The organism is Myxococcus sp. AM011 (genome assembly GCF_013372595.1).
In the GTDB taxonomy this organism is placed as follows: Bacteria; Myxococcota; Myxococcia; order Myxococcales; family Myxococcaceae; genus Myxococcus; species Myxococcus eversor.
The window spans coordinates 22,237-45,151 of the sequence record NZ_JABXEM010000056.1; the positions used below are offsets into that span (position 1 = coordinate 22,237).

Below are 22,915 nucleotides of genomic sequence, written 5' to 3' on the forward strand. Positions count from 1 at the left end.
TTCCTCGAGGGTGGCGGAGCGACGTGGGGAACGCCCCGCGCTCCGCCGCCCTGTCGTCTCGCAGTACCACTGTCGTCAGCACTTCACCCATCAGGTAGGACCATGAAACATCTTTCCCTCTTCCGACGGATGCTGGGCGGCACCGCCCTGCTCGTCTCTCCCCTCGCGCTCGCGCAGCCCGCTGGCTTCACGGACGCCAAGATTCAACCTCCCCAGCTCGCAGCGCCTCAGCGAGGCTCGCTCATCGGCACCTACGCGCAGACGGCCTTCGGCGCGGCCGACGTGGCGCGCGGCGGCTTCGCGCTGGCCTCCCCCTTCACCCTCCCCAAGGACAGGGGCGAGGTGCTCGGCTCGCCCTTCCCCACCTACTCCTCCGACGCGGGCCAGTCCGAGTGGGGACACGGCTGGCAGACCAAGCTGGAAATCCGCCGCTGGCGCGTCCGAGGCGACCTGGACTACGCGACGGACGACCTCTCCAGTCCCTGGGGCCGGCTCGTGCGCGGCGCCGATGGCGCCTGGTATCCGGCGGACCTGACCCCCGCCGTACGCGTGGAGCAGTCCGCCACGGCCCTCACCGCGTACCACCCCGACGGCAGCGTGTGGACCTTCGGCGACGGCGCGCAGGTGAGCACGGCCAAGGGCATCTACTCCTGGTCCCTGCGCGAAGTCGTGAGCGCCACGGGCCGCAAGACGCGCTTCACCTATGAGGCCAATGCGACGGGCCGCCTCTTCCTGACGACGGTGCAGTACGGCGGCACCGGCAATGACTTCCAGTACCAGGTGGACCTGGGCTACGCGACGCTGGCGAAGCCGGTGGATGACTTCCGCTCCAGCAAGAAGCTGCGGTTGGACCGGCGCGTGTCCTCTGTGTCGGTGAAGGCGAAGAACGCGAGCACGGGACTCTTCGAGGCGCGGTGGCAGTACCTGCTCACCTTCACCGAGCCCGTGGAGGGCGTGGCCTTCTACCTGGCCCAGGTGGACCAGACCTACGGCACGGCGCCCAACGTGACGGTGGCGCCCACGGCCCGGTACACGTACCACGCGTCGGCGGAGGCGCTCGCCGCCGCCAGCTTCACCCGGGTGACGAAGCTGGACGCGACGCTCGCCGCCGCGGGACAGGACGCCATCCAACCCTGGCGCGCCACGCTGCTGGACGAGGACGAGGACGGACGGCTCGACTTCGAGCATGCCCAGGCGCAGATGCTCTACGTCCAGGAGGACTCGGGCTTCCGCGCCGAGGCCCTGCCTCCGGCCAACGCCGGCACGCAGTCGGTGTGCCGTCCCACCGCCAACGTGAGCAACGAGCCCCGGCTGCTGGCGCGCCTGCGCCCCAACCAGCTCAAGCCCGAAGTCGTCGCCATCACCAACCCCGGCGGCTCCAACACGGACATCCGCGTGTGCGACCGCGCGGGCACGCTGCTGTCCCAGCAGTCCCTGACGGGAGCGTGGCAGTTGGGCCCGCACACCCGCTTCGTGGACCTGGACAGCGACCAGCAGCCGGACTTCATCCGCGTCGTTCCCGGCGGCTTCCAGGTGCGTCCCAACACCAGCGGCGTGGCGCCCGGCACCAGCTTCGGCGCCGCCGTCACCGGGACGCTGACGCCCAGCGTGTCGGCGACGGCGACGTGGGTCCATGACATGAACGGCGACAGCATCCCGGACATCGTCGCGCGCCTCTCCAACGGCCTGCACGTGTGGCCGGGCACCGGCAGGTTCGCGTTCGACTCCGCCTCCAGCAAGCTGTTCCCCGTGCTGACGAAGACGGGCGTCAGCCTGGCGCAGCTCGCCACCTACTCCGCCATGTTCGTCGACGTGAATCGCGACGGCCTGTCGGACGTGCTGTTGTCGAAGCCGGGCCTCGCCCTGCTCTTCGTCAACAACGGCAGCGAGTTCCGCGAGGTCACCGTCCCCGCGCTCACCTTCTTCAACGGGACGACGAGCGCATTGACTCAGGGCGACTTCGCGGGCAGCGGCAACACCAGCCTCACCGTGACGAAGGGCTCGGATGCCTACAGCACCTCCCTGGACGGACCCGAGACGGGGCTGCTCAAGTCCGCGGACGACGGCAAGGGCACCGTGCTGGGCTTCACCTATACCCGCCTGCCCGCGGCACCCGGGGCCCGCTTCCGGCAGCCGGTGCTCGCGTCGCTGACGTCGGCGTCCTCGGGCTACGACACCGTCACCTACGGCTACCAGTACTTCGGGGCCAACTACCACTCGCAGGGCGGTTTCCTCGTCGGCTTCGACAGCGTCGTGCGCACCGCGCCGCAAGAGAGCCACGCGGTCAACTTCCTCAACGGAGACGACTTCGCCGGCCTGCTGCTCTCCGACACGCGCACGGACGCGCTCACGCCCCAGGTCCGCGAGGTGTCCTTCCGCGAGTACGAGGACGCCACGCACCAGGGCCTCACGTTCAAGCGCCTGAAGGAGGAGGGACAGGGCTTCCGCGACGCGAGCCTGCCGGCGCTGACGCTCACCGAGTCGACGAAGACGGTGGCCTTCGACGGCGTGTGCCCGCAGCAACAGGTGCGCGCCACCCCGTGGGGCACGCTCACCACCACGCTGGGACGCGCCAGCCTGCCGGCGCTCGTCAAGCACCTGCACTGCCTGCCCTCCAACGTGACGTACGCGGGCACGCACCCGCAGCCCGCGCTGGACTTCTCCTACCAGGGCGTCATCACCCGCAACTCCGTGGGACTGGTGCAGAGCGTGGTGGCGCAAGGACCGCAAGGCGCCATGCCGCTCCAGACGGTGAGCTACGCGGCCGACTACACCGTGAAGACGGTGAGCGAGCCCGGCCGGGGCACCACGACGTTCGACTACGCTCCGGGTCGCCTGCTGCTCTCCAAGGTCATTCAGCCTGACGGCGTCGCGCTGGAAGTCACCGAGCGTCACCCGCTGCACGACGGCCTCTTGACGTTGACCACGCGGCGCGGGGCGAGCACCCACGTGGAGCGCTTCCGCTACGACGGGATGGAGCGGCTGGCGAAGCGGTGGGACTCGCTCGGTGTCGCGAGCGAGGTGAACCCCAACGAGACGCTCAGCTACCGGTTCGCCACGGCCACGCGGCCCGCGGGCATCGCCGCGACGGCGCTGGTGGACGCGGGCAGCAACGCCCGGCGCTACACGGAGGAGTACTCCACCGCGGCCGGCGAGGACGTGGCCAAAACGCGCCTCATCCCCGAGGGCTGGGTGGTGGATGGGCTGACGCTGCACAGCCGCCAGCAGCGGGAGAAGACGCGCTACGTGCGTCCGAACCTGCCGGCCAACACGGACATGGCGGCCCTGGACTACGCGACGCTGCTGGGCGGAATCGAGCAGACGTCGAGCGTGCGCACCGCCGTCTTCGGCTACGACGTGGAGAAGGTGCTGCGCCACCACGCCGACGTCCAGCAGGCCCTGGCGACGTCCTGGGCCCTGGAGGGCGGACGGCTCGTCGTCGAGACGCAGGAGAACGGCATGCAGACGCGTCGCCAGTTCCTGGACGCGGCGAAGCGGATGACGCGGTACGAGGACGAGCTGGGCTTCGCGTACTCGTACACCTACGACTCGCTGGGACGCCTGCGGAGCGTGACGATGCCGGACAGCCAGGGACACCGCCTGGCCTATGACGCCTATGGCCGCGTCAACCGCATGGAGCGCGACGGCGTGGCGAACGTGGACTTCCAGTACGCCCCCGGGACGTGGCTGGTGTCCGCCAAGCAGTTCCGCACGCCGGGCAACACGCTGGTCCGCGGCGAGAGCTACCAGTACGACGGCATCGGCCGCCGCACCGGCATCACCCACACGAGCGCCACGGGCGGAGTGAAGTCGTACCAGCTCTACTACGACGGCGCCTCACCCGCCGCGCCCGCCAACACGAGCGTTCCAGGCCTGCTCACCGCCACGTCGGGAGACGGGTACACGAAGCGGATGGAGTACCGCACGGACGGCACGCTGTCGAAGTCGACACTCCAGTTGAGCGGCTGGCGCACGGTGGAGAGCGAGCTGACGTATGCGGAGAGCGGAGAGGTGAGCCAGGAAGTCACTCGCGTGAAGGACGCGGGGGGCGCGGTCCTCTCCACGACGACGCTCGGCTACTCCTGGGATGCCTGGGGACGGATGAGCGCGCTGACGCGCAACGGCCAGCCCTGGGCGAGCGTCCAGTACAACGGCCTGGGCCAGACGGCGAAGGTGGACTTCGGCGGTGGGACGTTCGTGGAGATGGGCTACGACGCCCTCACCCGGCAGCGCACCACCCTCATGCACACGACGCCCGCGTGGACTTCCGGCATCGCCTGGAAGCTGAATGCGCGGGGGCTCACCGGCAGCGAGGTGATGGGCTTGGGCGGCACGACGCTCGTGCGCCAGTATGGCTATTCACCCCAGGGCTTCCTGTCCTCCGCGCAGGACGCGCAGCATGTGTATGACTACGGCTTCGACGCGATGGGGTTGTCCACGCACATCTCCGACGCGTCGGGCACGCGCAACCTCGTCACGGGCGCCAATACGCTGGTCGCCGGGGGCGTGACGTACACGATGGACGGACTGGGCCGCACGGTGGGCAGGGATGACCTGAGCCTCACGTACGGGCCGGACGGCCAGGTGGCCACCGCGACCAAGGGCACCCAGTCCTGGAGCTTCTTGTACGACGAGGATGGCGAGCGCCTGCTGAAGCGCGATGGCTCGGGGACGCCGCTGGCGGCCTACCTGGAGGGCGGAGCGTACCTGGACGGCACGGGCATCACCCAGCCGGTGCGCGTGGACTCGCAGTTGGTGGGGGCGCTCCAGAACGGCACCTTCCGGCTGTTGTCCACCGACCGCCGGGGCACGGTGATGGCGGACGCGGACGGCACGCCGAGGATTGCTTCTCCCTTCGGAGACAGGGCGACGCACCCCACGGGCGCGGCGGCGATGGACTACGTGGAGAAGGCCTATGACGCGGACCTGGGCTTCGTGCGCATGGGCGTTCGCGACTACGACGCTCGCATCAACCGCTTCACGACGCCGGACCCGCTGTTCCTCGAGGACCTGGAGAAGTGCCGCGCCAGTCCCGTGGAGTGCAACCTCTACAGCTATGTGAGCAACCGTCCGCTGGACCTGGTGGACCCGACGGGCACCGAGGAGAAGCCGTTGACCCACGGGGACGCCGTCGGCAATGGGGTGAGTGTCGGCGCGCCCATCGCCATCGCCGCGGGCGTGCGCGTCGGTGGACCCAAGGTCGTCTCGGGCGTGAAGGCCGGGTACGACCTGGGCAAGCGGTTCCTGAACAACCCGGTGGTGTCCACCCTCCGCAAGGGCAACTCCGCCCTCAAGGTCGTGAAGTTCATCGGCGGGTGCATCAACGGCTCCAACCCCCTCTTCAGCGAGCCGCTGGCCCAGTCGCGGGCCCGCTTCATCCGGGAAGCCATCCAGGAGATGGAGCAGCAGCAGGCCAACCTGCATCATGAGCTGGGGAGCTACCTCGAAGAGGCGAGCCAGTCCCACCCGGACGAGGCGCGCATGGACGAAGTCCACCAGCGCATCAGGGAGCTGGCCGCCGAGGACCAGGCCCTCCAGAAGAAGATCGACAAGGCGTCGGAGAACCTGGAGAGCGCGGAGGAGGAGCTGAAGAAGTTCTACGAGGACAACAAGTAGCGACACCCGCCGTGAGCCAGTGAGGAAGAGGGCCGGGTCGTCCACCGGCCCTCTTCAAGCCCTCAACCGCTTCAACAATTGCTGGAGCCCAGGGGCAGGAATGAACGAGAAGGCGCGTCCGATGCGCGTTTTCTTCAAGAGCCCCGCTCGCTCCAGGTCCAGCAGGTCTTGTCGCGCGGTCTGGTAGACCACCGCATGCTGTTTCTGGAACGACTGGATGTCGTACCGAGCGGTGGGATGCCGAAGCGCATGGGCCAGCAGGGCGCGCTGCCGGTGGTTGAAGCTGTCGTCTCCTCGAAGGAGCTGGTCCACCTGCCCCACCTCCCGGCTCTTGCGGTCCAGATACTTGTAGAGGTCATCAGTTGCATGGTGGATGACTTCCAGTTGATTCAGCAGGAAGTAGGTCAGGTCCCCCCCATCGGTCTCCGTGAACAGGAAGGCCCGGCTGTATTTCACGGGAGCGCGCTGGATGATGCGCGAGATGGAAAGGAACTCGGCGATCCAATACCCCTGCCGGAGCATGCTCCAGTAGAAGAGGGCTCGCGCGGTCCGTCCGTTCCCATCGACGAACGGGTGTTCGTACGCGAGCGCGAAGTGGAGCGAGATGGCTCTCACCACAGGGTGGATGAAGACCTGAGCACTCTCCTCGTTGGCGAAGGCGCACAACTGTCTGAGCCTTGAGGGAAGCTCGTCCGCATCGGGCGGGATGTGAAGAACCTCACCGTCTCCCCGGTCCAGTACCGTGATGACCTCATCGCGATGCCGAAGTCGGCCGACCTCATCTTCCGAATCCAAGGTACCGGTCGTGAGCGTCTCGTGGAGCTCCAGAAGGAAACGGATGGAGAGCGGCTCCTGCACTCGCCGGCGCAACAATTCCATCGCCTGGAAATTGTTGAGGATCATCCGCTCTCCCTTCGTCCGGGGTGGACGATTCTGGAGCAGCATGTCCTTGGCGACCTTGCGCGTGGTCGAGGCCCCCTCGAGCTGACTGGAGGTGATAGCCTCCTCCATCAGAGAGCGAATGATGTAGTGGTCACGCACGTCCTTGTTGACCAGATGGGGTTCCGTGGCTTCCAGGTGATTGCCCAACCCTCGGTCGATGCGATGGAGCCCTTCGAGCAGGCTGTCAGGGCGGGTGTAGCTGAAGGCGCGTCCCTGATTGTCCGGCAGGGGCAGCTCGGTCCGCAGCGCGTTCCGGCCCTGCGCCACCAGGAGCCACCACTCCCGATGGGTCAACCCTTCGGGTGCGGGATGCCGTCGCAGTTCGTCCCAATGGAGATAGCGCCCCTCTACCTCGGGCCCCCATTGCATACCCAACAGCTTGACCAGCCGCTCGGTCCCCAAGCGCACGAGCTCCTCGAGGATGGCCTGCCTGCCCGGGGGTGCTTCTGGGATTCGCATGGAGGTGAAGCTACTAGAAACTACTAATTTCCCCATCGAATTAGTAGTTACTGCTACTCAAGCACCCCAGGCCCCTGCTCGGTCGCCACCTCGGGCAACACGTTCCACTCCTTCGTCGGCCTCGACGGCTGATGAACACGGGGCCCGGCATCCGGGCCTGGGCCCCGTTTCTCCCGGCATGTCCTTCACGCGCCTGTGTCAGTACACGACGGCGATGTCTCGCAGCGCCGGGCCGGAAGCCCCACCGATGGCCGCCTGCTCCGCCGTCGTCGCGGTGCGCGGGAAGAACGTCGCGGCGCCGGTCAGCAGATTCACCTGGTACAGCACATAGGGCCCGCTGGCCGCCGTGCGGCCCGCCACCAGCGGCAGCCCGTTGTCACCGCCAGCGATATCGAACCCCGCCGCGCCGACGAACGTCACGCCCAGCGCGCCCACGTTGACGAGCGTGCCATTGTTGGGGGGCACCTGCTGGGTCAGCACGTTGTCGTTGCGCTCCAGGTCGAACAACGTCGTCGCCGTCGCGCCCATGACGCTGTTCGTATACGCCGCGCCGAAGACGACGGCAGCCGGCGTCCGGTTGATGGCGCCGTCCGTGGTCGTCGCGCCCGTGTCCACGTTGATGCGCAGGTTCTGCCCCGTGTCGCTCACCACGCGCAGACGGTCCGCCACCGGGTTGAAATCCATGACGAACGAGGCTCCCGACAGGGCGGTAAAGGGGTCCGTGAGGTCGGCGGGGTCGGCGGCCAGGGTGGACTTCGCGGTAACCGCGCCCGTCTGCGTGTCCACCGTGTAGAGCTTCCCCGCGGACGACAGGGCATACATCGTCCGGTCCGCCGGGCGCTGGTCGATGCCGAGCAGCGTCTCTCCCGTTGGCACGCCCGTCACCGCCACCGTCGCGGTCAGGGTGTTGGGCGCGGAGACAGCGGCGCGCACGAGCTGGTTGTCGACGGTGAGGCCGTAGACCGCGGCCCCCACCTCCTGCTTCAGGGCCAGCCCCTTGATGGGCTCCGTCGAGCCGATGGCCGCCAGCTCCGTGGCCGCCGTCGTCGTGTTCGCCGGGGTGATGCGGTACAGCCGTTGCGTGCCGCCGACCGTCAGCGCCGCATAGCCGACGTTGGTGCGAGCATCGATGTCATAGCCATTCACCGCCGAGGCATCCACGCCCAACGCCGCCGGAGAAGAGAGCGTGCCGTTGTTCGGCGGGTCCTGGAGGTAGACGGTGTCGGTTGCCGCATCCAGCACGAAGAGGCGGGTGGTGGCGGTCTCCGCGAAGGAGTTGGTGTACGCCGCACCGGAGACCTGCGCGCCGGAATTGCCACCATTGATGGCACCGTCGGTGATGGTGGCGCCAGTGTCGACGTTGATGCGCAGGTTCTGCCCCGTGTTGCTCACCACGCGCAGGCGGTCCGCCACGGGATTGAAGTCCACGGCGAAGTCGGTGCCACCGAGGCCCGTGAATGGATTGTCGTCTCCGGTCATGGCGGACAGCGTGGACTTCACGGTGGCGACGCCGGTGTCTGGAGCCAGGGTGACGATTCGGCCCCCGCTGGTGAGGCCATACAACCCTGAGTCCGCGGGACGGTAGTCGATGCCCAGCAGCGACTCGCCCTGGTTCAGGCCCGTCACGGCGACAGAGCCCACCAGGGTGCCAGGCGTCGCGCGATTGAAGGACACGAGCGTATTGGATGCGGTCAGCGCGATGACCTCGCCCACCATGACCGGGTCCGGCCCAGCGTCCGTCCCCGCATCCGAGCCAGCGTCCGTCCCGGCATCCATCCCCGCATCGGGAGTCGGCGTGGGGTCATCGTCGTCACTACAAGCCGTGAGCAGGAGCGCGGTGGCGAGCACGGCGAGGACTTTGTACTGCGGACTGACAAGCGTCATGGGCTCCCCAGGAGAGGCAACGGACTGCGTTCCCGAGGCCGTACGCAGGCCCCCCACGAACCGGATTTCCCCCCGGTGACGACGAGCTCCGCGCTGTTCAGCAGCCAACCCGCGACCCGCGATGAAGAAGCGGATGGGCCATTCTTTCGAGGACGTGAAGTTCAACAGGCCCCGAACCCTCCCGTCTATGCTCGGGCCATGAGCCCTTCCGCCGAGCATGAAGCTGGAGCGCCGTCAGGAACGTCGGGCGGAGGCTATGCGCGTCGAGTGGGCCTGTTCTCGGGGGTGATGCTCGTCATCGGCGGCATCATCGGCTCGGGCATCTTCCTCAACCCCGCCATCGTCGCCCAGCGCGTGCACACCCCCGCCCTCACGCTGGGGGCCTGGCTGCTGGGCGGTGTCGTGGCGCTCATCGGCGCCTTCATCTACGGCGAGCTGGGCCAGCGAATCCCCAAGGCGGGCGGCAGCTACGTCTACCTGCGCGATGCCTTTGGCGAGCTGCCCGCCTTCCTCAATGCCTGGGGAATGCTGCTGATGATCGCCACGGGCGCCATCGCCGCGGTGGCGGTGACCTTCGCCAACTACACGCTGGCGCTGACGGGCCTCTCGGACGGCTACCGGTTCCCGCTCGCCGTCGGCGCCATCATCCTGCTGTCCGGGGTCAACTACTTCGGCGTGCGGCCCGGAGCGCTCACGCAGAACGTCTTCACGGTGCTCAAGCTGGTGGCGCTCGCGGTGCTCATCGGCGCGGGTCTGCTGCTCGCGGGGGCCTCGACTTCGGTGGGGACCACGACGCCCCCAGTGCCTCCGGACTCCATCGTGCTGGCCCTTGGCGCCGCGCTCGTCCCCGTCCTCTTCAGCTACGGCGGCTGGCAGCAGACCAACTTCGTGGCCGAGGAGCTGGTGAATCCGGAGCGCAACCTGCCCCGCGCGCTCCTCTGGGGCGTCATCGGCGTGGTGACGGTGTATCTGCTCGCCAACCTCACCTACCTGCGCACGCTCGGAGCGGAGGGACTGGCGGCGAGCAACGCGCCCGCGGCGGACGCGCTCGGGCTGCTGATGGGACCCACGGGCCGCACGTTCATCACCGCGGGCGTGGCGCTCTCCACCTTCGGGTTCCTCAACCTCGTCATCCTCGTGTCGCCCCGCGTCTATCAGGCGATGGCGGCGGATGGGCTGTTCTTCCCGTGGATGGCGCGGCTGCATCCGCGCTACCACACACCGTCCGCGGCCATCGTCTTCCAGGCGGTCTGGGCCATCCTCCTCACGGGCACGGGGACCTACGGCGAGCTGCTCGACTACGTCGTCTTCGCCGACTGGCTCGTCTTCGGCGCCACGGCCGCCACGCTCTTCGTCTACCGGGCCCGGGAGCGCGAGGGACAGGTGCCTCGCGTGTCGTATCGCGTGCCGGGTTACCCCGTCACACCCCTGCTCTTCATCGCGGCGGCGGTCTACGTCGTGGTGGGCTCCACGGCCTCCAATCCCCTCAACGCGCTCAAGGGCACGCTGCTGCTCGGCGCGGGCGTGCCCGTGTTCCTCTACTGGCGCAGGCGCAGGGACGCGCGCGCCACGGTCTTCGCCGCGCCGGATTAATCCCCGGGGAATCACACCCGAAAGCCCCGCACCGTCTCCAGCCCGCTCCTTGAATCGAGCGAAGGGTTGGCGACATGCGTCTGGGTTTTTCTTTGAAGTCCGCTGCGTGGCACGGAGTGCTCCTCGGGGGACTCCTCGCGCTCTTCACGGGTTGCCAGGGCGAAGGCATCGAGGTGGACGGGAGCCTGCCCGTCCTCCAGCAACGGCTCGCGCCCCTGAGGGAGCAGTCCTGTCAGGAGATCAAGAGCGCCCAGCCCCAGGCCATGGACGGTGAATACATCCTGCACTTCATGGGGGACGCCGCTCGGCCCTGGAGAGCCTGGTGCCATGACATGGCGGGCACCCCCACCGAGTACCTCCCGCTCCCCGAGAACGGCCTCCACTCCAACTTCGCCCAGTACACCGCGGGTGGCGCGGCGACTGGCACCAGCGTCCGCACCGTCTTCTCCAGGCTGCGCATCGACCCCGTCACACTCAAGGTCGTCACGTCCGACCAGCGGTTCGCCAGGTCCACCGGCGCGCTCTCACACAATGGCCAGGCCAACATCTCCACCATGCCCTACGCCACCGCCATGTCCTGCGACTGGGGTGACTCCGGCAGGGCCAACATCGACTTGCGCGGCACCCCGTTCAAGGTGGCTTCCAACTCCTTCGTGGCGAGTGGTTTCAGCCAGCGAGGCACCGCGTCCTACAGCTTCGTCGACCAGGTCGTCTCCATCACAGGCGGTGGCTACTGCGGCTGGATGGCTCCTCTCGGCGCCGACCCCGCCCTCGGCGGCTCTCTTCCCCTCTTCTATGCCCATCCGCCCACCACGTGGACGCCTGTCGTGCGCGTCTATCCCTCCGGCGGTGCGGAGCCCTTCGCGCAGCCGCTCCAGCCCGGCTGGTACGACCAGCAGAAGCTCACCGTCGGCAATGACACCATCAGCTCCCTCCATGTTCCACGAGGCTGGGCCGTCACAATCTATGAGCACGCGGGCTTCTCCGGCAGCTTCACCACCGTCACTTCCGACACAATCCTGACGGGCACTGGCTGGGACAGACAGACCTCCAGCATCCGGGTGGAAGCCCCCGTCACCCTCTATTCCCAGCACGAGTTCAAGGGGGCCCGTCAGGCGCTGCGCGCGGGTCGCTATGACATCAACCAACTGACCTTGGGCAATGACACCGTTCGCTCCCTCAAGGTGCCCGAGGGCTTCCAGGTCACCCTCTACGCGGACTCGGGTTTCTCAGGACAACGCATCGTCCTCACCCAGGACACGGACCTCTCCGGCAACCTCCTCAACGCCACGGCGTCCAGTCTCGTCGTCGAGTCCACCACCTCCCGTCACAACAACATCCTCTCCGGACAATGGCGCTCCTCTGGTGGTCAGAGCCCCACCAGCACCGCCAACCGGCAATTCCTCGTCGAGTACTCCGGCCCCCCCGACATCGTCACCTTCGACCTCGAAGCCGATATCGTCGGTCCCTACCTCTACCTCCTCGACTCCAGCGGACGCGTGCTCGCGGAGGCGAACAACTCCAATGGCGGCTCACGCGCGCACATCGCCTGTTACCTCCAGCCCGGCGGCTACAAGCTCGTCGCCGCGACGACCCAGGTCGGGGAGACGGCCGATTTCACGCTCCGGTCCGACAAGGCCCGGCTCCGCTATCCGCTGCGCCTCTCCGTCCAGGCGGTGAGCACCTTCGATTGGGTCTACGACGACCACAACACCGGAGCGAACCACGACATCTCCGTCTGGCGTCCCAAGCTCGACAAGTTCCCGGGCTACTACTCCCTGGGCGACGTGGCCTTGCCCTCTCACGGCACACCGGCTCGGATGACCTTCGCCGTCTCCGGTGAGGGGGACCTCCTGGCGCCTCCCATCGACTACGACTTCGTCTGGGATGACAAACACACCGGCGGCTCTCACGATGCCAGCTTCTGGCACCCCAAGCCCGCTCCTGGCTATACCTGCCTCGGCTCGGTGGCCACCCTGGGCTATGACAAGCCCTCCACCCAGCTCGTCCGATGTGTCCGCAGCGAATATGTCCTGCCCGCCAGCCCCGCCTGGCTCTGGGACGACCAGGGCTCACATGGCTATAGCGACGGCACTGTCTTCCAGGCCAATCCCATCGACCACCGGACCCTGACCGTCTCCTCCATGGTGGGCCAGGTGGGTTATGGCGGCGCCAATGCCAGCCTTTTCTGGGCCCTCAACAAGAGCGCCCTCGCCAACCCCGAGCTCCAGGGCGCACCAGTCGATGACCTCACCGTCCTCCAGTACGCGCCCATGGTCTGGCTCCATCCGGACGAGTATTACTGGCCGTCATCCGCCGAGTTCTTCCTCGCGAACGTGAAGCCTGTCGGGTACTACCTGGAGACGAAGGAGCCACTGGGCTGCGCCTCCTGTACGGACCCCGCGTTCCTGACCGGCCAGCGTCCGGACCCGACGACCCACGTGCCGATGTATGCGCAAATCATCCCTCGTACGCAGGCCGGAAATCCGACCCAGACGACCGACGTCGTCTACTGGATGTTCTATCCCTACAACGGGGGCAAGCGTGTCTGCATCGGCACCTACAATGCCGTGCATAAATGCATCGGGAGGTTCTCGACCTTCGGCAACCACGTGGGTGACTGGGAGCATGTCACCGTGCGCTTCGTCGAGGGGCGACCGACGCAGGTCTACATGGCGCAGCACGCCGACGGGCAGCTCTTCTCCTTCGGAGACAAGGCGCTGAGCCTGCTGAACTTCCACCCGGAGACCTATGCGGCCTTTGGCTCGCACGGCGTCTATGCGGACAGCGGCTCGCATCCCTACAGGACGTTCTTCAACGGCGAGGTCCTGAGCGACGAAACAGGGCGAGGCACGCCGTGGCCCGGGTGGGTCAACCCCGTCATCATCCCCTGGCAGCCGCTGGGAACCTATACCTCGACGAACGGGCCAGGGTGGATGGACATCACCCTCCAATGGGGCAACCCCCCGGATGGCTGTGACAACATCATCTCGCAACACTCGGATGAGTGCATCCGCAACGGCGGGCCCAGCGGGCCCATGCTGAAGGGCGTCTCCAATCCGGAGGCGATGGGCATGGAGTAGGTGAACGGCGGGGCGTGCTCAAGAATCGGAAGCCTCAGGCCCGAGGAGGCTGGGCCGGGAACTCCCGGGCATGGATGGTTCGCACCTGGTCCAGGACAGCGCGCCCCTGCGTCTGGAAGCCCAGCCTGGTCGCCTTCCCCTGGACGAGGTAGGCACCCGGTGGCTCCCGTCTGGCATTCCCGAGGGCCGCGTCGTACAGCAGCGACGCGCCCTTCGTCGGGGGCGGGAAGAAGAGCGTCACGATGGGCCGCAGCCAGAATGGGAGGCCCGACGGCTTGCCGGCCCGCTGTGTGTTGTTGCCTCCCGGGTCCACGCTGAGGAGTCGGATTCCCTCGGCGGCGAGCTGGGGCGCCAGCTCGCGCGTCCACAGCGAGAGCGCCAGTTTGGTCGTCGAATACGGGCCCAGGAGCATCTTGAAGTTCGAGGGACGCTCCAACGCGCCCGGGTCGAAGGCCTTCGTCCGCAGGAACACGGCCGAGGAGGTGTTGATGACCGTCTTCAGCTCCCCCCGGTGGAGCAGCTCTCGCAGCTCCATCAGCAGGACGTACGGCGCCACCGTCTGCAGTTCGTAGTGGACCTCGCGTCCCTGCTTGGAGAACGCGAGCGTCGGGAAGCTGCCGCCCGCGTTGTTGAACAACACGTCGATGCGTGCCTCCCGCGCCTTGAGCTCACCGAGCACGGCGCGAAGCGCGTCGAAGTCCGTCAGGTCGGCCGTGTAGACGCGCAGTCGACCCGTGCCGACAGCGTCCTTCAGGAGGACATCATCCTCGGGAAAGGCGGAGCGGTTCACCGCGATGACCTGCCAGCCCGTGGACAGGAGGCTGCGCGTGAGCGCCAACCCGATGCCCGCATTGGCCCCCGTGACGAGCGCGACCTGCTCGCCAGCCTCCGAGTCCTTGGGGACGCCTTCTTCCTGGCGACGCGCTTGCGAAACATCGGTGTGCCCAGTCACGTGACGGCTCCCAGGTAGGAGGACGGCCCAGGCCCGCTCCACGGAATGGAAACGGATGGGGCATCCACTTCTGCCTATTGGATACGGCGCGGCTGGTGGATTTTCAAGCCATTCGGATAAAGAATCCGTTTCCCTGGCCGTTAGGATGGCCGCATGAAGAAGCAGGAGAAGCCGCCACTGCGCGTGGATGCCGCTCGCAACCGGGAGCACGTGCTGGCCATCGCCCGGGAGCTGATGGCCCAGGGGGATGCGTCCCTGCAGTTGAACCAGGTGGCTCGGGCCGCGGGCGTGGGGGTAGGGACGGTGTATCGCCACTTCCCCACCCGACAGGCGCTCCTGGAGGCCCTGGTGAACGAGCACCTCGAGTCCCTCGTCGTGCAGGCACGGGCAGCCGAGGCCGCGAGCGAGCCTCGCCAGGGACTGCATCATTTCCTCCGGGCCGTCCTGAAGCTGCAACTGGCCGACGTGGGGTTGGCGGAGGTCCTCAGCACGCAGGAGGACGCGCTGCCGCAGACTTCGAAGCTGAAGGCCGAACTCGGCGTGGCCACCCAGCGTCTGCTGGCCCGTGCCCACCGAGCGGGAGCCATCCGGACGGACGTTGGCGTCGACGACGTCCGTCGGCTGATCTGCGGCGTCGTGCATGCCGTGCGCATCGGAGGAGAGCCCAGGGCCGCGAGCGAGCGCTACCTGGGCATCCTGATGAGCGGAATGTCAGCGCCCACCCGGCGAGAGGATTGACCTGGGCAACTCTCCACGGCGCCCCAGGCTGGACGAGGACCCGCAGCCGTCGGGACTCGGCCCGCTGTGGCCCGCACGACGCGCTCAATCCCGACGTGACGAAGAGAGATGCGCGAGCACCTGCTTCGCACGCGCGCTCAGAGAGCCCTCGACCTCGAGCACCTCCACGTCAAAGGCGTAGGCCCCATCAAGGAGGAGTTCCTTCAGCTTCTCGTCGACCGCCACGCGCAGGTCGTTGTCGTCCGAGACGGAGCAGGAGATGCGGTCCGGGCGCTCAATCCCAACCAGGACAATGAGGTCGAGCCCCTGGACCGCTTCGCGCACTCGCGGGAGCCACGCCTCGACGTCGAACGCGTCGCTGTCCTCGTGGGCCAGCAGATAGCCGATGAAGTCGACCGGACAGCGGTCGAACAACACGTCGCGGGGAGCGTCCTCCAGGTTGGCGATGGACCGCGCGAGCTGCGCCTCGAAGTCCTCGACCGAAGGGGGCTGCGGGAACTCGTGCCCCTCTTCTTCCAGTTGGTGGTACGGCTCATCCACCGTCACATAGGTGGGAAGCTGCTCGGACAGCTCGTCGATGAGGGTGGACTTCCCCGCGCGATGCGTCCCGGATACCGCGATTCGCATGCCTGACGCTCTAGCAGGAGGAAGAAGCCGTGCGCAGAAAATGGAGGCCCGGGGTTCCCTGTGCAAGAGACGCCATGGCCGGCACTGGTGTCTCGCGCTTCTTCTCCTGAAGGGGAGCCCCAAATGCTGCGTTCGCGTGTCTTGATGGCAGTCGCCCTGCTGGCACTCAGTGCGTGTGGTGACAGTGATTCCCAGTCCCCAGAGGAGCCGGGGCATGTCGAGCCTCCTGGCGACAATCAACCCGACCATCGTCCCAACGTCGCGGGCACGTATGACGTCACGGGAACCATGAGCATCGTCCTGAATGGACAGACAGACGTCTCGTCCATCCTGGATGTCGTTCGAATCGAGGCCCCTGCCAGGAATCCTGGCCGGGTGCAGATCCATCTCGGCGGGATGGACTGCGGCGCTGGCATCCGCGCGACGATGACAGGTGAGACCACCTTCTCCGTCAACGAAGGCGAGTGCCCGCTTCCGCCCGAGGCCGGCTGCACCTCCAGCTTCCGTATCAACGGGGGCAGCGGCACCCATCCGATGAATGGCGCCCTCCAACTCGGACTCCGAGGGCAACTCGAAGTGCGATGCGGCACCCAGTCCGCGAGTGCGCCAGTCTCCATTGACGTCTCCGGCTCGCGCACGGGCCAAGCACTCCCGGACACACGGGCCCAGGTCCTCATCCTGGGCGCGGACCTGGCCACCACCGTGCGCCAGTTCGCGGACGACATACGCCCCTGACTCGTTTCGGGGTGCGCGGACAACGGGTCACGACTGCTGGTGGCGGTAGTCCTGACGATGCCCACGGCTTGCGGAGGCTCCGCCCTGGATGCGGACCCGGATGTCTGTTCGCGGGGGTCTCAATCGAACGGGAGGTTCGGGGGCAGTCGAAGCACCATGGACACGCTCACTTCGGAACAGCGGCGCGCTGGAAGGCTTCGCGTGCCCGCTGAATCTCCGGTCGGTGGCGCTGCGCCCAGATGGCCAGCTCCGTCACCGGCTCCAACAACGTTCGTCCCAACTTCGTGAGCGCGTAGTCCACGCGCGGCGGCGTCGTCGGAAAGACGGTCCTCGACACGAGCCCATCGGATTCGAGCCCCCGCAGCGTGAGCGTCAACATGCGCTGGGAGATGCCTTCAATGGCGCGCTTGAGCTCGCTGAAGCGGACCGCGCCGTCACCCAGGTTGACGATGACCATGACGCTCCACTTGTCCCCGATGAGGCTCAGGATTTCACGCGTCGCGACGCAGTCGTCGACGAAGCGCTTGGTCATCTTTCCGTTCCCTAGTGACTTCAATGTGCCTCCTTGTCCGGCATCCGCGAGCATGGAAGATAGGCGAGGTCTCTGAACCCGGAGGTACGCCATGACGACCGCGTTCGGCGGCAGCGCGAAGGCATCCAAAGCCCTCCCCATCGGCCTGTGGGTCACCCAGGCCCTCCTGGGTCTCATCTTCGCCGGCACGGGCGTCTGGAAGCTCCTGACGCCCATCCCCCAGCTCGCCGCGATGATTCCGTGGGCGGGACAAGTCCCGGCGGCGTTCCTCTACGCGACGGCCGTGGTCGACCTGCTCGGCGGGCTGGGCATCGTCCTGCCCTCGCTCACGCGAATCAAACCGGGCCTCACCGTCCTCGCCGCGTTGGGCTGCGCCGCGCTCCAGGGCTCCGCCATCCTCTTCCACATCTCGCGTGGCGAGTCGGCGAACACCCCTTTCAACTTCCTGCTCGTGGGGCTCTCGCTCTTCGTCGCCTGGGGGCGGCGCTCCAGAGCGCCCATCCCACCTCGGGGTTGAAGAACACCCGGGCTCGCCCCTCGACGGCGAGCCCGTGCGCTTCGCTCCTCACCGAGCACCCTCAGGCCTTCGCGGGCTTCTGCTCCTTCTCGGCGCCCTCGTCGCGGCCGTGCACCGCCGCGGGTGGACTGGTGGCCTCCACCGCGGAGAACGTCTCGAGAATCTTGTACGTGTGACTGGAGCCCCGCGGCACGAGCCACGAGTCACCCGCGTTGAGCAGGATGACCTGCCCCTCCAGGTGCAGCTCCGCGCGGCCCTTCAGCACGAAGCCCACCGTCTCGTAGTCGCGCGGAGCGGCGGGCCGGGGCTCGCCAGGTGGCTCGTCCTCCCACAGTCGCATGGACACTCGCACGCCGGAGGCCAGGTACTTCTGCCCCATGTCTCCCCGGGGTGAGTGCCGGCTCTCCACCTTCTTCACGCTGGTATCCCCCATGCCTTGGTCTCCTTCGCCCTCGGGCGTCAGGCGGCGGATGCGCCGCGCTCAGCCCTGAAGGTAAGGAATGAGGAAGGGCTCGACGGGGCCCGTGGCGACGCTCGCCCGCTCGACGGGCCAGGGCGCACCAAAGACGAAGGCCCAGCCTTCCCTGTGGGAAGACCGGGCCTCGGGCTCACTCAAGGGTGGCCAGGAATGACGCGAGTCCTTAGGGGGCCGCGCGAACGTTCTGGGCCTGCAGCCCCTTGGGGCCACGGGTCACTTCGAACTCCACCCGCTGACCCTCCTGGAGGGTGCGGAAGCCATCCATGTTGATGGCCGTATGGTGGCAGAACACGTCCTCACCGCCCTCTTGAGCGATGAAGCCGAAACCCTTGGCGTCGTTGAACCACTTCACTGTACCGAGTGCCATGTGACCTTCTTCTTTCTGCTAGACGGTGCCCCGGGACCAGCCGGACCACCAGTGCGGGGCGGACATCGCTCCGACACTGCCGCGACAATCTACCTCCCGGACTCCTTTGTCCACCCGACCCCCGCCCAGCGGGCAGGCGGTCGTCGTACAGAGGACAATCCGAGACGCTGAAAATCGCTCGGGAGATGAACAGACCACATTCGCGTCTTCATCCCGCCGGCGCCCGCGGCCCTTCACGTTTCTTCATGCGGCTCCGGCGCGCCCTTCACACCCGTCTTCTACCTTCCTCTCCGTCAAACAACGGCGCGCCCGCTTCGGGCTGCCCCATTTGAAGGAGCAGGACCCATGTTCGGATTCTTGTTTGGGACCGCGTGCCTCGCGGGCCTCATCTACACGGTGCGGGGCGGTCGTCGCTGGCGCCACCACGGCCACAGGCGCGGCAGCCGGTTCGGCTGGCGGATGAGGCTGCGCTGGCTGTTCGAGCGGCTGGAGACGTCGCCCGGCCAGGAGAAGGTCATCATCCAGGCCACCGAGGAATTGACGGAGGCCTTCGACAAGCTGCGCGACGAGGTGAGCCCCAGCCGCTCCGCCCTGGGCACCGCGCTGCGGGGTGAGCACTTCGACGGCGCCGCGCTGCGCGAGCTGTTCGCCCGGCACGACGTGGCGGTGGAGAACGCGCGCGGCACGCTCCAGGGCGCGCTCTCGCAGGTGCATGAAGCGCTGGATGCGCGCCAGCGTCGCGAGCTGGCGGATATCCTGGAGCACGGCTGGGGGCATGGCTGGCGCGGAGGCCCGGGCTGGCAAGGACGCCACTGCGGCGGGCGTGGCGGCTGGCGCGGTGACGACCAGCGGATGGTGTGAGCCGCCGTCTCCCCTCCCCTGAAAGGAACGAGGAACTCCACCATGCGCCGTCGCCTGCTCATCGTCCTGCTCGCCCTGGGAACCTTCGGAGGTTATGCCTCCGGCTTCGCCAGCGTCGCCCGCCACCGTCGCCACTGTCAGGCGGGCGAGTGGTCTGAGCGCTGGGGCTCTCGGGGCCCCTGGGCCCATTCGCCCCCGCCTCCCTCGGCCGCCTCCGCGCGGTCCGAGTCACCGCATCCCTCAACGGCCGAGGCCCCCGCGCCGGGGCCGCGTTAGACTCCCCTCCGTCCATGTCCACTCGTGTCCTGCTCATCGACGATGATTCCCGCCTCTACGAACTGCTGGCGCAGTACCTGGGGCAGAACGGCGTCAACGTCACCCATGCCGCCGACGGCGGGCGGGGGCTCGCCGCGCTGGAGGCCAGTGCCTACGACGCGGTGCTGCTGGACGTGATGATGCCGGGCATGGATGGCCTGGAGGTATGCAAGCGCATCCGCGCCAAGAGCCGCATCCCCGTCGTCATGCTCACCGCGAAGGGAGACGAGACGGACCGCGTGGTGGGGCTGGAGCTGGGCGCGGACGACTACCTGCCCAAGCCCTTCAGCCCCCGGGAGCTCCTGGCCCGCCTGCGCGCGGTGCTGCGTCGCTCGCAGCCCTCGTCCGTGGCGGACCGGCTGGAGGCGGGTGGATTGTCCATCGACGTGGCCGGGCGCGAGGTGCGCGCGGAAGGAAAGCTGGTGGACCTCACCGGCCTGGAGTTCGACCTGCTGGTGGCGCTGGTGCGCCGGGCCGGTCGGGTCATCCCCCGCGACGCGCTGCTGGGTGAAGCCGGCCGCAGCGACACGGTGGTGGGCGAGCGCACGGTGGACGTGCACATCTCGCATCTGCGCCAGAAGCTGGGCGACGTGGGCACGCGCCTCATCAAGACGGTGCGCGGCGTGGGCTACGTCTTCGCCAAAGAGGGACTCTGATGGCCGGCCGCGACGGAAAGCGAGGCCGAGGGCCCTGGAATCCGAAGGACGCGTGCAAGCCGTGGGACGGCCCGGACTCGGACGCCGCCGAAGACATCGCCCGGTGGTTGCAGGGAGAGCGAGAAGGCGCGTGTCCGCCCGAGGGCCAGTGGACCCAGGCGGACAAGGACGATGGCGAGGAGATGAAGGACCCCCGCCGAGGTCCCTTCTCCAGGGAAGCGTGGGAGGCGCATCACCGCCGCGCGCGGCACCACTGGAAGCGCCAGCAACGCGCGCACTGGCGGCACCACTACTGGGGCATGAGCCGGCTGGGGCACTTCGTGCGCTCCCGCCTGCACAGGCGGCTGTTCCTGTGGTTCGGCCTGAGCATCTTCATGACGGGCGTCGTGGTGGCCACGGTGTTCAGCCTGGTGGGCGGCAACACGTGGAAGCAGGAGATGATCCGTCTGAAGGACTTCGCGAGCCACCGCTTCGAGGAGGTGTGGAGCGAGCCCGCGCGGCGAGACGCCCTGGCACAGTCCTTCGCGAAGGACCTGGACATCGAAGTGGAGGTGACGGACGCGAGCGGCAAGCTGCTCGTGCTGGCGGGCGGGCTGTGCAAGCACGCCGAGTTCACCCTCCCCGTCATGCGCGACAACACGCCCCTGGGACAGGTGCGCGTCTGCAATGGACTCAGTCGCGGCAAGACTCCGGAGAAGGTGATGTTGCCGTTGCTCGCGGCGTGCCTCGTCCTCTGGATGGCGTCCGGGAAGATGGCGCGCAGGCTCGCCAAGCCCGTGGATGCGCTGGTGCAGGCCACCGAGGCGCTGGGCGCGGGACGGCTCAACGCGCGCGCCGAGGTGCTTCCACATGCGACGGGGGAGTTCACCGTGTTGGCCGTCGCCTTCAACCACATGGCGGGGCGCATCGAGAAACAGGTGGCGGACCAGCGGGAGCTGCTCGCGGCGGTGTCCCATGAGCTGCGCACACCGCTGGCCCGGATGCGCGTGCTGACGGAGCTGCTGCGGGATGGCGGTGGCAATCCCAAGACGCTGGACCAGGTGGACCGCGAGGTGGTGGAGCTGGACGCATTGGTGGGCGAGCTGCTCGCCAGCTCACGGCTGGACTTCGGCCAGCTCACATCTCGGGTGCTGGATGGACGTGCCCTGGCGACACAGGCGTTGGAGCGCGCGGGGCTCGCGTTGGAATTGCTCGACGTGAATGCGCCGGAAGCGGGGCTGGTGGGAGACGCGACGTTGCTGGGACGCGCGCTGGCCAACCTGCTGGACAACGCCCGGCGGCACGGTGGCGGAGTGGAGATGCTGCGGGTGCAGGAGCAGGGAGAGCACCTCGCGTTCTGCGTCGAGGACCGAGGTGCTGGACTTCAGCCGGGCGAGGAGACTCGCATCTTCCAGCCCTTCTACCGGAAGGACCGGGGCGGCGAGGCGCGCGAGGCGGGTTCCCTGGGCCTGGGGCTGGCGCTGGTGCAGCGCATCGCACATGCGCACGGCGGAGAGACGTTCGCGGGGAATCGCGACGGCGGCGGCGCGCGCGTGGGCTTCACGGTGAAGAAGGCCGGGCCCCCGGGCGCCATCGACCGGCCGGCGGCGGCGTAGGCGGGCTCGGAATCGTCGAGCCTGCTTTCGCCCGAGCGACTCTCGCGGCGGCAGAGGCGTGCGACACCGGGCCGTATCGCAGGAGCACCCTCTCCACCTGAAGGGCACGCCGACCTGTTCGGGGCGGGTGCCGCGGCGGCACGCGACACGGACCTGGATTCAGGCCCGCATCGCGGAGACAGGCGCGGACCTACTTCTTCGCGGACGTGTCCTCGGAGGAGAACGCGAAGGAGACCTCGGCGGGAGCACCGTCCTTCACCGTGACTTCGGTCGTCTTCGTCCCGAGCGTCTCGTGCCACGCCTCCACGGTGTACGTGCCGGCGGGCAGTCCCTGGAGCGCGAAGGCGCCATCCGCGCCCGTCGTGGCGAAGTACGGGTTCGGGTTGCTCACCACGAACGCCGTCATCCACGGGTGCACGTCGCACTTGAGCTTCAGCACGTCATCCGCCGGAGGTACGGGCTTCTGCACCGGCGCCCCCGAGGGCGGCTGCGCGACGTTGAAGGCCGACTTCGTCCCCACCACGCCGCGCACGTTGTGCAGCGTGCCGTCGCTGTTCTTGAAGACGACCGACTGTCCCGCCACCGCGCCCTGGACGCGAGGCACATAGGTGCACTTCGTCTGGTCCACCGTCACCGGCGTGCTCGGCGCGGCGGGAGCCCCGGCCACGGTCCCCTTCACGCGCACCAGCACGTTCTGCAGCTTGCCGTCCTTCACCAGCACCGCCTCGTCCTTGGAGCCTCGCCCCTCGCAAGCCGGGTCGGTGTTCGGCGGCAGGTCCGCCGCGGCGGGAGGCGTGCCCGTGAAAGTCACCAGCCCCTTCACCACACCGGTGCCGGCGGGCGCGGCGACCTTCGCTTGTTCATTCCCCTGGCCTTCGGGCGCCTGAATCGGCGACGCCGCGTGCTCGGCGCCAGGCGCTGTCGCACGGGCCGTCGACGGGGGCGGCGCCTGGGTGGTGGGTGGC

18 protein-coding genes are annotated in these 22,915 nt (G+C 68.0%); 10 read left to right on the plus strand and 8 right to left on the minus strand.

Annotation, left to right across the window (positions count from 1 at the left end; genetic code table 11):
- Positions 1 to 102: 102 nt before the first annotated feature.
- Positions 103 to 5,616: an RHS repeat-associated core domain-containing protein gene (locus HUW62_RS14415; RefSeq protein ID WP_176434777.1), complete on the plus strand. Its 5,514-nt coding sequence runs from the start codon at positions 103 to 105 to the stop codon at positions 5,614 to 5,616.
- Positions 5,617 to 5,670: 54 nt separating this feature from the next.
- Here the strand turns inward: HUW62_RS14415 and HUW62_RS14420 are convergent, their stop codons facing one another.
- Together HUW62_RS14420 and HUW62_RS14425 are read right to left on the minus strand one after the other, a co-directional pair.
- Entirely contained in the window at positions 5,671 to 6,966 is a 1,296-nt protein-coding gene (locus HUW62_RS14420) for a Fic family protein (protein ID WP_368670411.1), read from the minus strand.
- Between the two features lie 249 nt (positions 6,967 to 7,215).
- A complete protein-coding gene (locus tag HUW62_RS14425) occupies positions 7,216 to 8,901 on the minus strand; it encodes a DUF4394 domain-containing protein (protein WP_176434778.1) in 1,686 nt (561 codons plus the stop codon).
- A gap of 198 nt (positions 8,902 to 9,099) precedes the next feature.
- Between HUW62_RS14425 and HUW62_RS14430 the strand changes: the two genes are divergently transcribed.
- A complete protein-coding gene (locus HUW62_RS14430; protein ID WP_176434779.1) occupies positions 9,100 to 10,494 on the plus strand; it encodes an APC family permease in 1,395 nt (464 codons plus the stop codon).
- A gap of 74 nt (positions 10,495 to 10,568) precedes the next feature.
- Positions 10,569 to 13,577, plus strand: coding sequence for a Vps62-related protein (locus tag HUW62_RS14435; protein ID WP_176434780.1), 3,009 nt, complete (start codon positions 10,569 to 10,571; stop codon positions 13,575 to 13,577).
- A gap of 34 nt (positions 13,578 to 13,611) precedes the next feature.
- Here HUW62_RS14435 and HUW62_RS14440 read toward each other — a convergent pair whose 3' ends face one another.
- Positions 13,612 to 14,529, minus strand: coding sequence for an SDR family NAD(P)-dependent oxidoreductase (locus HUW62_RS14440; protein ID WP_176434781.1), 918 nt, complete (start codon positions 14,527 to 14,529; stop codon positions 13,612 to 13,614).
- Between the two features lie 153 nt (positions 14,530 to 14,682).
- Between HUW62_RS14440 and HUW62_RS14445 the strand changes: the two genes are divergently transcribed.
- Positions 14,683 to 15,267, plus strand: a complete 585-nt coding sequence (locus HUW62_RS14445; protein WP_163861516.1) for a TetR/AcrR family transcriptional regulator — start codon at positions 14,683 to 14,685, stop codon at positions 15,265 to 15,267.
- Positions 15,268 to 15,351: 84 nt separating this feature from the next.
- Here the strand turns inward: HUW62_RS14445 and HUW62_RS14450 are convergent, their stop codons facing one another.
- A complete protein-coding gene (locus tag HUW62_RS14450; protein ID WP_163861513.1) occupies positions 15,352 to 15,894 on the minus strand; it encodes an AAA family ATPase in 543 nt (180 codons plus the stop codon).
- Positions 15,895 to 16,017: 123 nt separating this feature from the next.
- Here HUW62_RS14450 and HUW62_RS14455 point away from each other — a divergent pair, with 123 nt between their 5' ends.
- Complete coding sequence (locus tag HUW62_RS14455) at positions 16,018 to 16,629, plus strand: hypothetical protein (RefSeq protein WP_176434782.1); 612 nt, start codon at positions 16,018 to 16,020, stop codon at positions 16,627 to 16,629.
- A 166-nt stretch (positions 16,630 to 16,795) separates the two neighbouring features.
- Here HUW62_RS14455 and HUW62_RS14460 read toward each other — a convergent pair whose 3' ends face one another.
- Positions 16,796 to 17,161, minus strand: a complete 366-nt coding sequence (locus tag HUW62_RS14460; protein WP_163861507.1) for a helix-turn-helix domain-containing protein — start codon at positions 17,159 to 17,161, stop codon at positions 16,796 to 16,798.
- Between the two features lie 91 nt (positions 17,162 to 17,252).
- On the opposite strand from HUW62_RS14460, the gene HUW62_RS14465 reads away from it, so the two are divergent.
- The gene (locus HUW62_RS14465) at positions 17,253 to 17,678 is read left to right on the plus strand and encodes a DoxX family protein (RefSeq protein ID WP_163861504.1); all 426 of its coding nucleotides are present in this window, start codon (positions 17,253 to 17,255) and stop codon (positions 17,676 to 17,678) included.
- A gap of 61 nt (positions 17,679 to 17,739) precedes the next feature.
- Here the strand turns inward: HUW62_RS14465 and HUW62_RS14470 are convergent, their stop codons facing one another.
- Positions 17,740 to 18,111, minus strand: coding sequence for a cupin domain-containing protein (locus HUW62_RS14470; RefSeq protein ID WP_163861501.1), 372 nt, complete (start codon positions 18,109 to 18,111; stop codon positions 17,740 to 17,742).
- A 208-nt stretch (positions 18,112 to 18,319) separates the two neighbouring features.
- A complete protein-coding gene (locus HUW62_RS14475) occupies positions 18,320 to 18,523 on the minus strand; it encodes a cold-shock protein (RefSeq protein WP_163861499.1) in 204 nt (67 codons plus the stop codon).
- Between the two features lie 345 nt (positions 18,524 to 18,868).
- On the opposite strand from HUW62_RS14475, the gene HUW62_RS14480 reads away from it, so the two are divergent.
- From HUW62_RS14480 to HUW62_RS14495, 4 genes are read left to right on the plus strand one after another with little or no spacing between them, the layout of a single operon-like run.
- A complete protein-coding gene (locus HUW62_RS14480; RefSeq protein WP_163861496.1) occupies positions 18,869 to 19,384 on the plus strand; it encodes a periplasmic heavy metal sensor in 516 nt (171 codons plus the stop codon).
- A gap of 42 nt (positions 19,385 to 19,426) precedes the next feature.
- On the plus strand, positions 19,427 to 19,660 hold the full coding sequence (locus HUW62_RS14485) for a hypothetical protein (RefSeq protein WP_176434767.1): 234 nt from the start codon (positions 19,427 to 19,429) through the stop codon (positions 19,658 to 19,660).
- A 14-nt stretch (positions 19,661 to 19,674) separates the two neighbouring features.
- Complete coding sequence (locus HUW62_RS14490) at positions 19,675 to 20,355, plus strand: response regulator transcription factor (RefSeq protein ID WP_163861494.1); 681 nt, start codon at positions 19,675 to 19,677, stop codon at positions 20,353 to 20,355.
- The gene (locus HUW62_RS14495) at positions 20,355 to 21,950 is read left to right on the plus strand and encodes an ATP-binding protein (RefSeq protein WP_255203425.1); all 1,596 of its coding nucleotides are present in this window, start codon (positions 20,355 to 20,357) and stop codon (positions 21,948 to 21,950) included. Before HUW62_RS14490 ends, HUW62_RS14495 begins: the two co-directional genes overlap by 1 nt.
- A gap of 190 nt (positions 21,951 to 22,140) precedes the next feature.
- On the opposite strand, the gene HUW62_RS14500 is transcribed toward HUW62_RS14495, so the two are convergent.
- A partial coding sequence (locus HUW62_RS14500) for a carboxypeptidase regulatory-like domain-containing protein (RefSeq protein WP_176434783.1) occupies positions 22,141 to 22,915 on the minus strand: 775 nt, incomplete at its 5' end.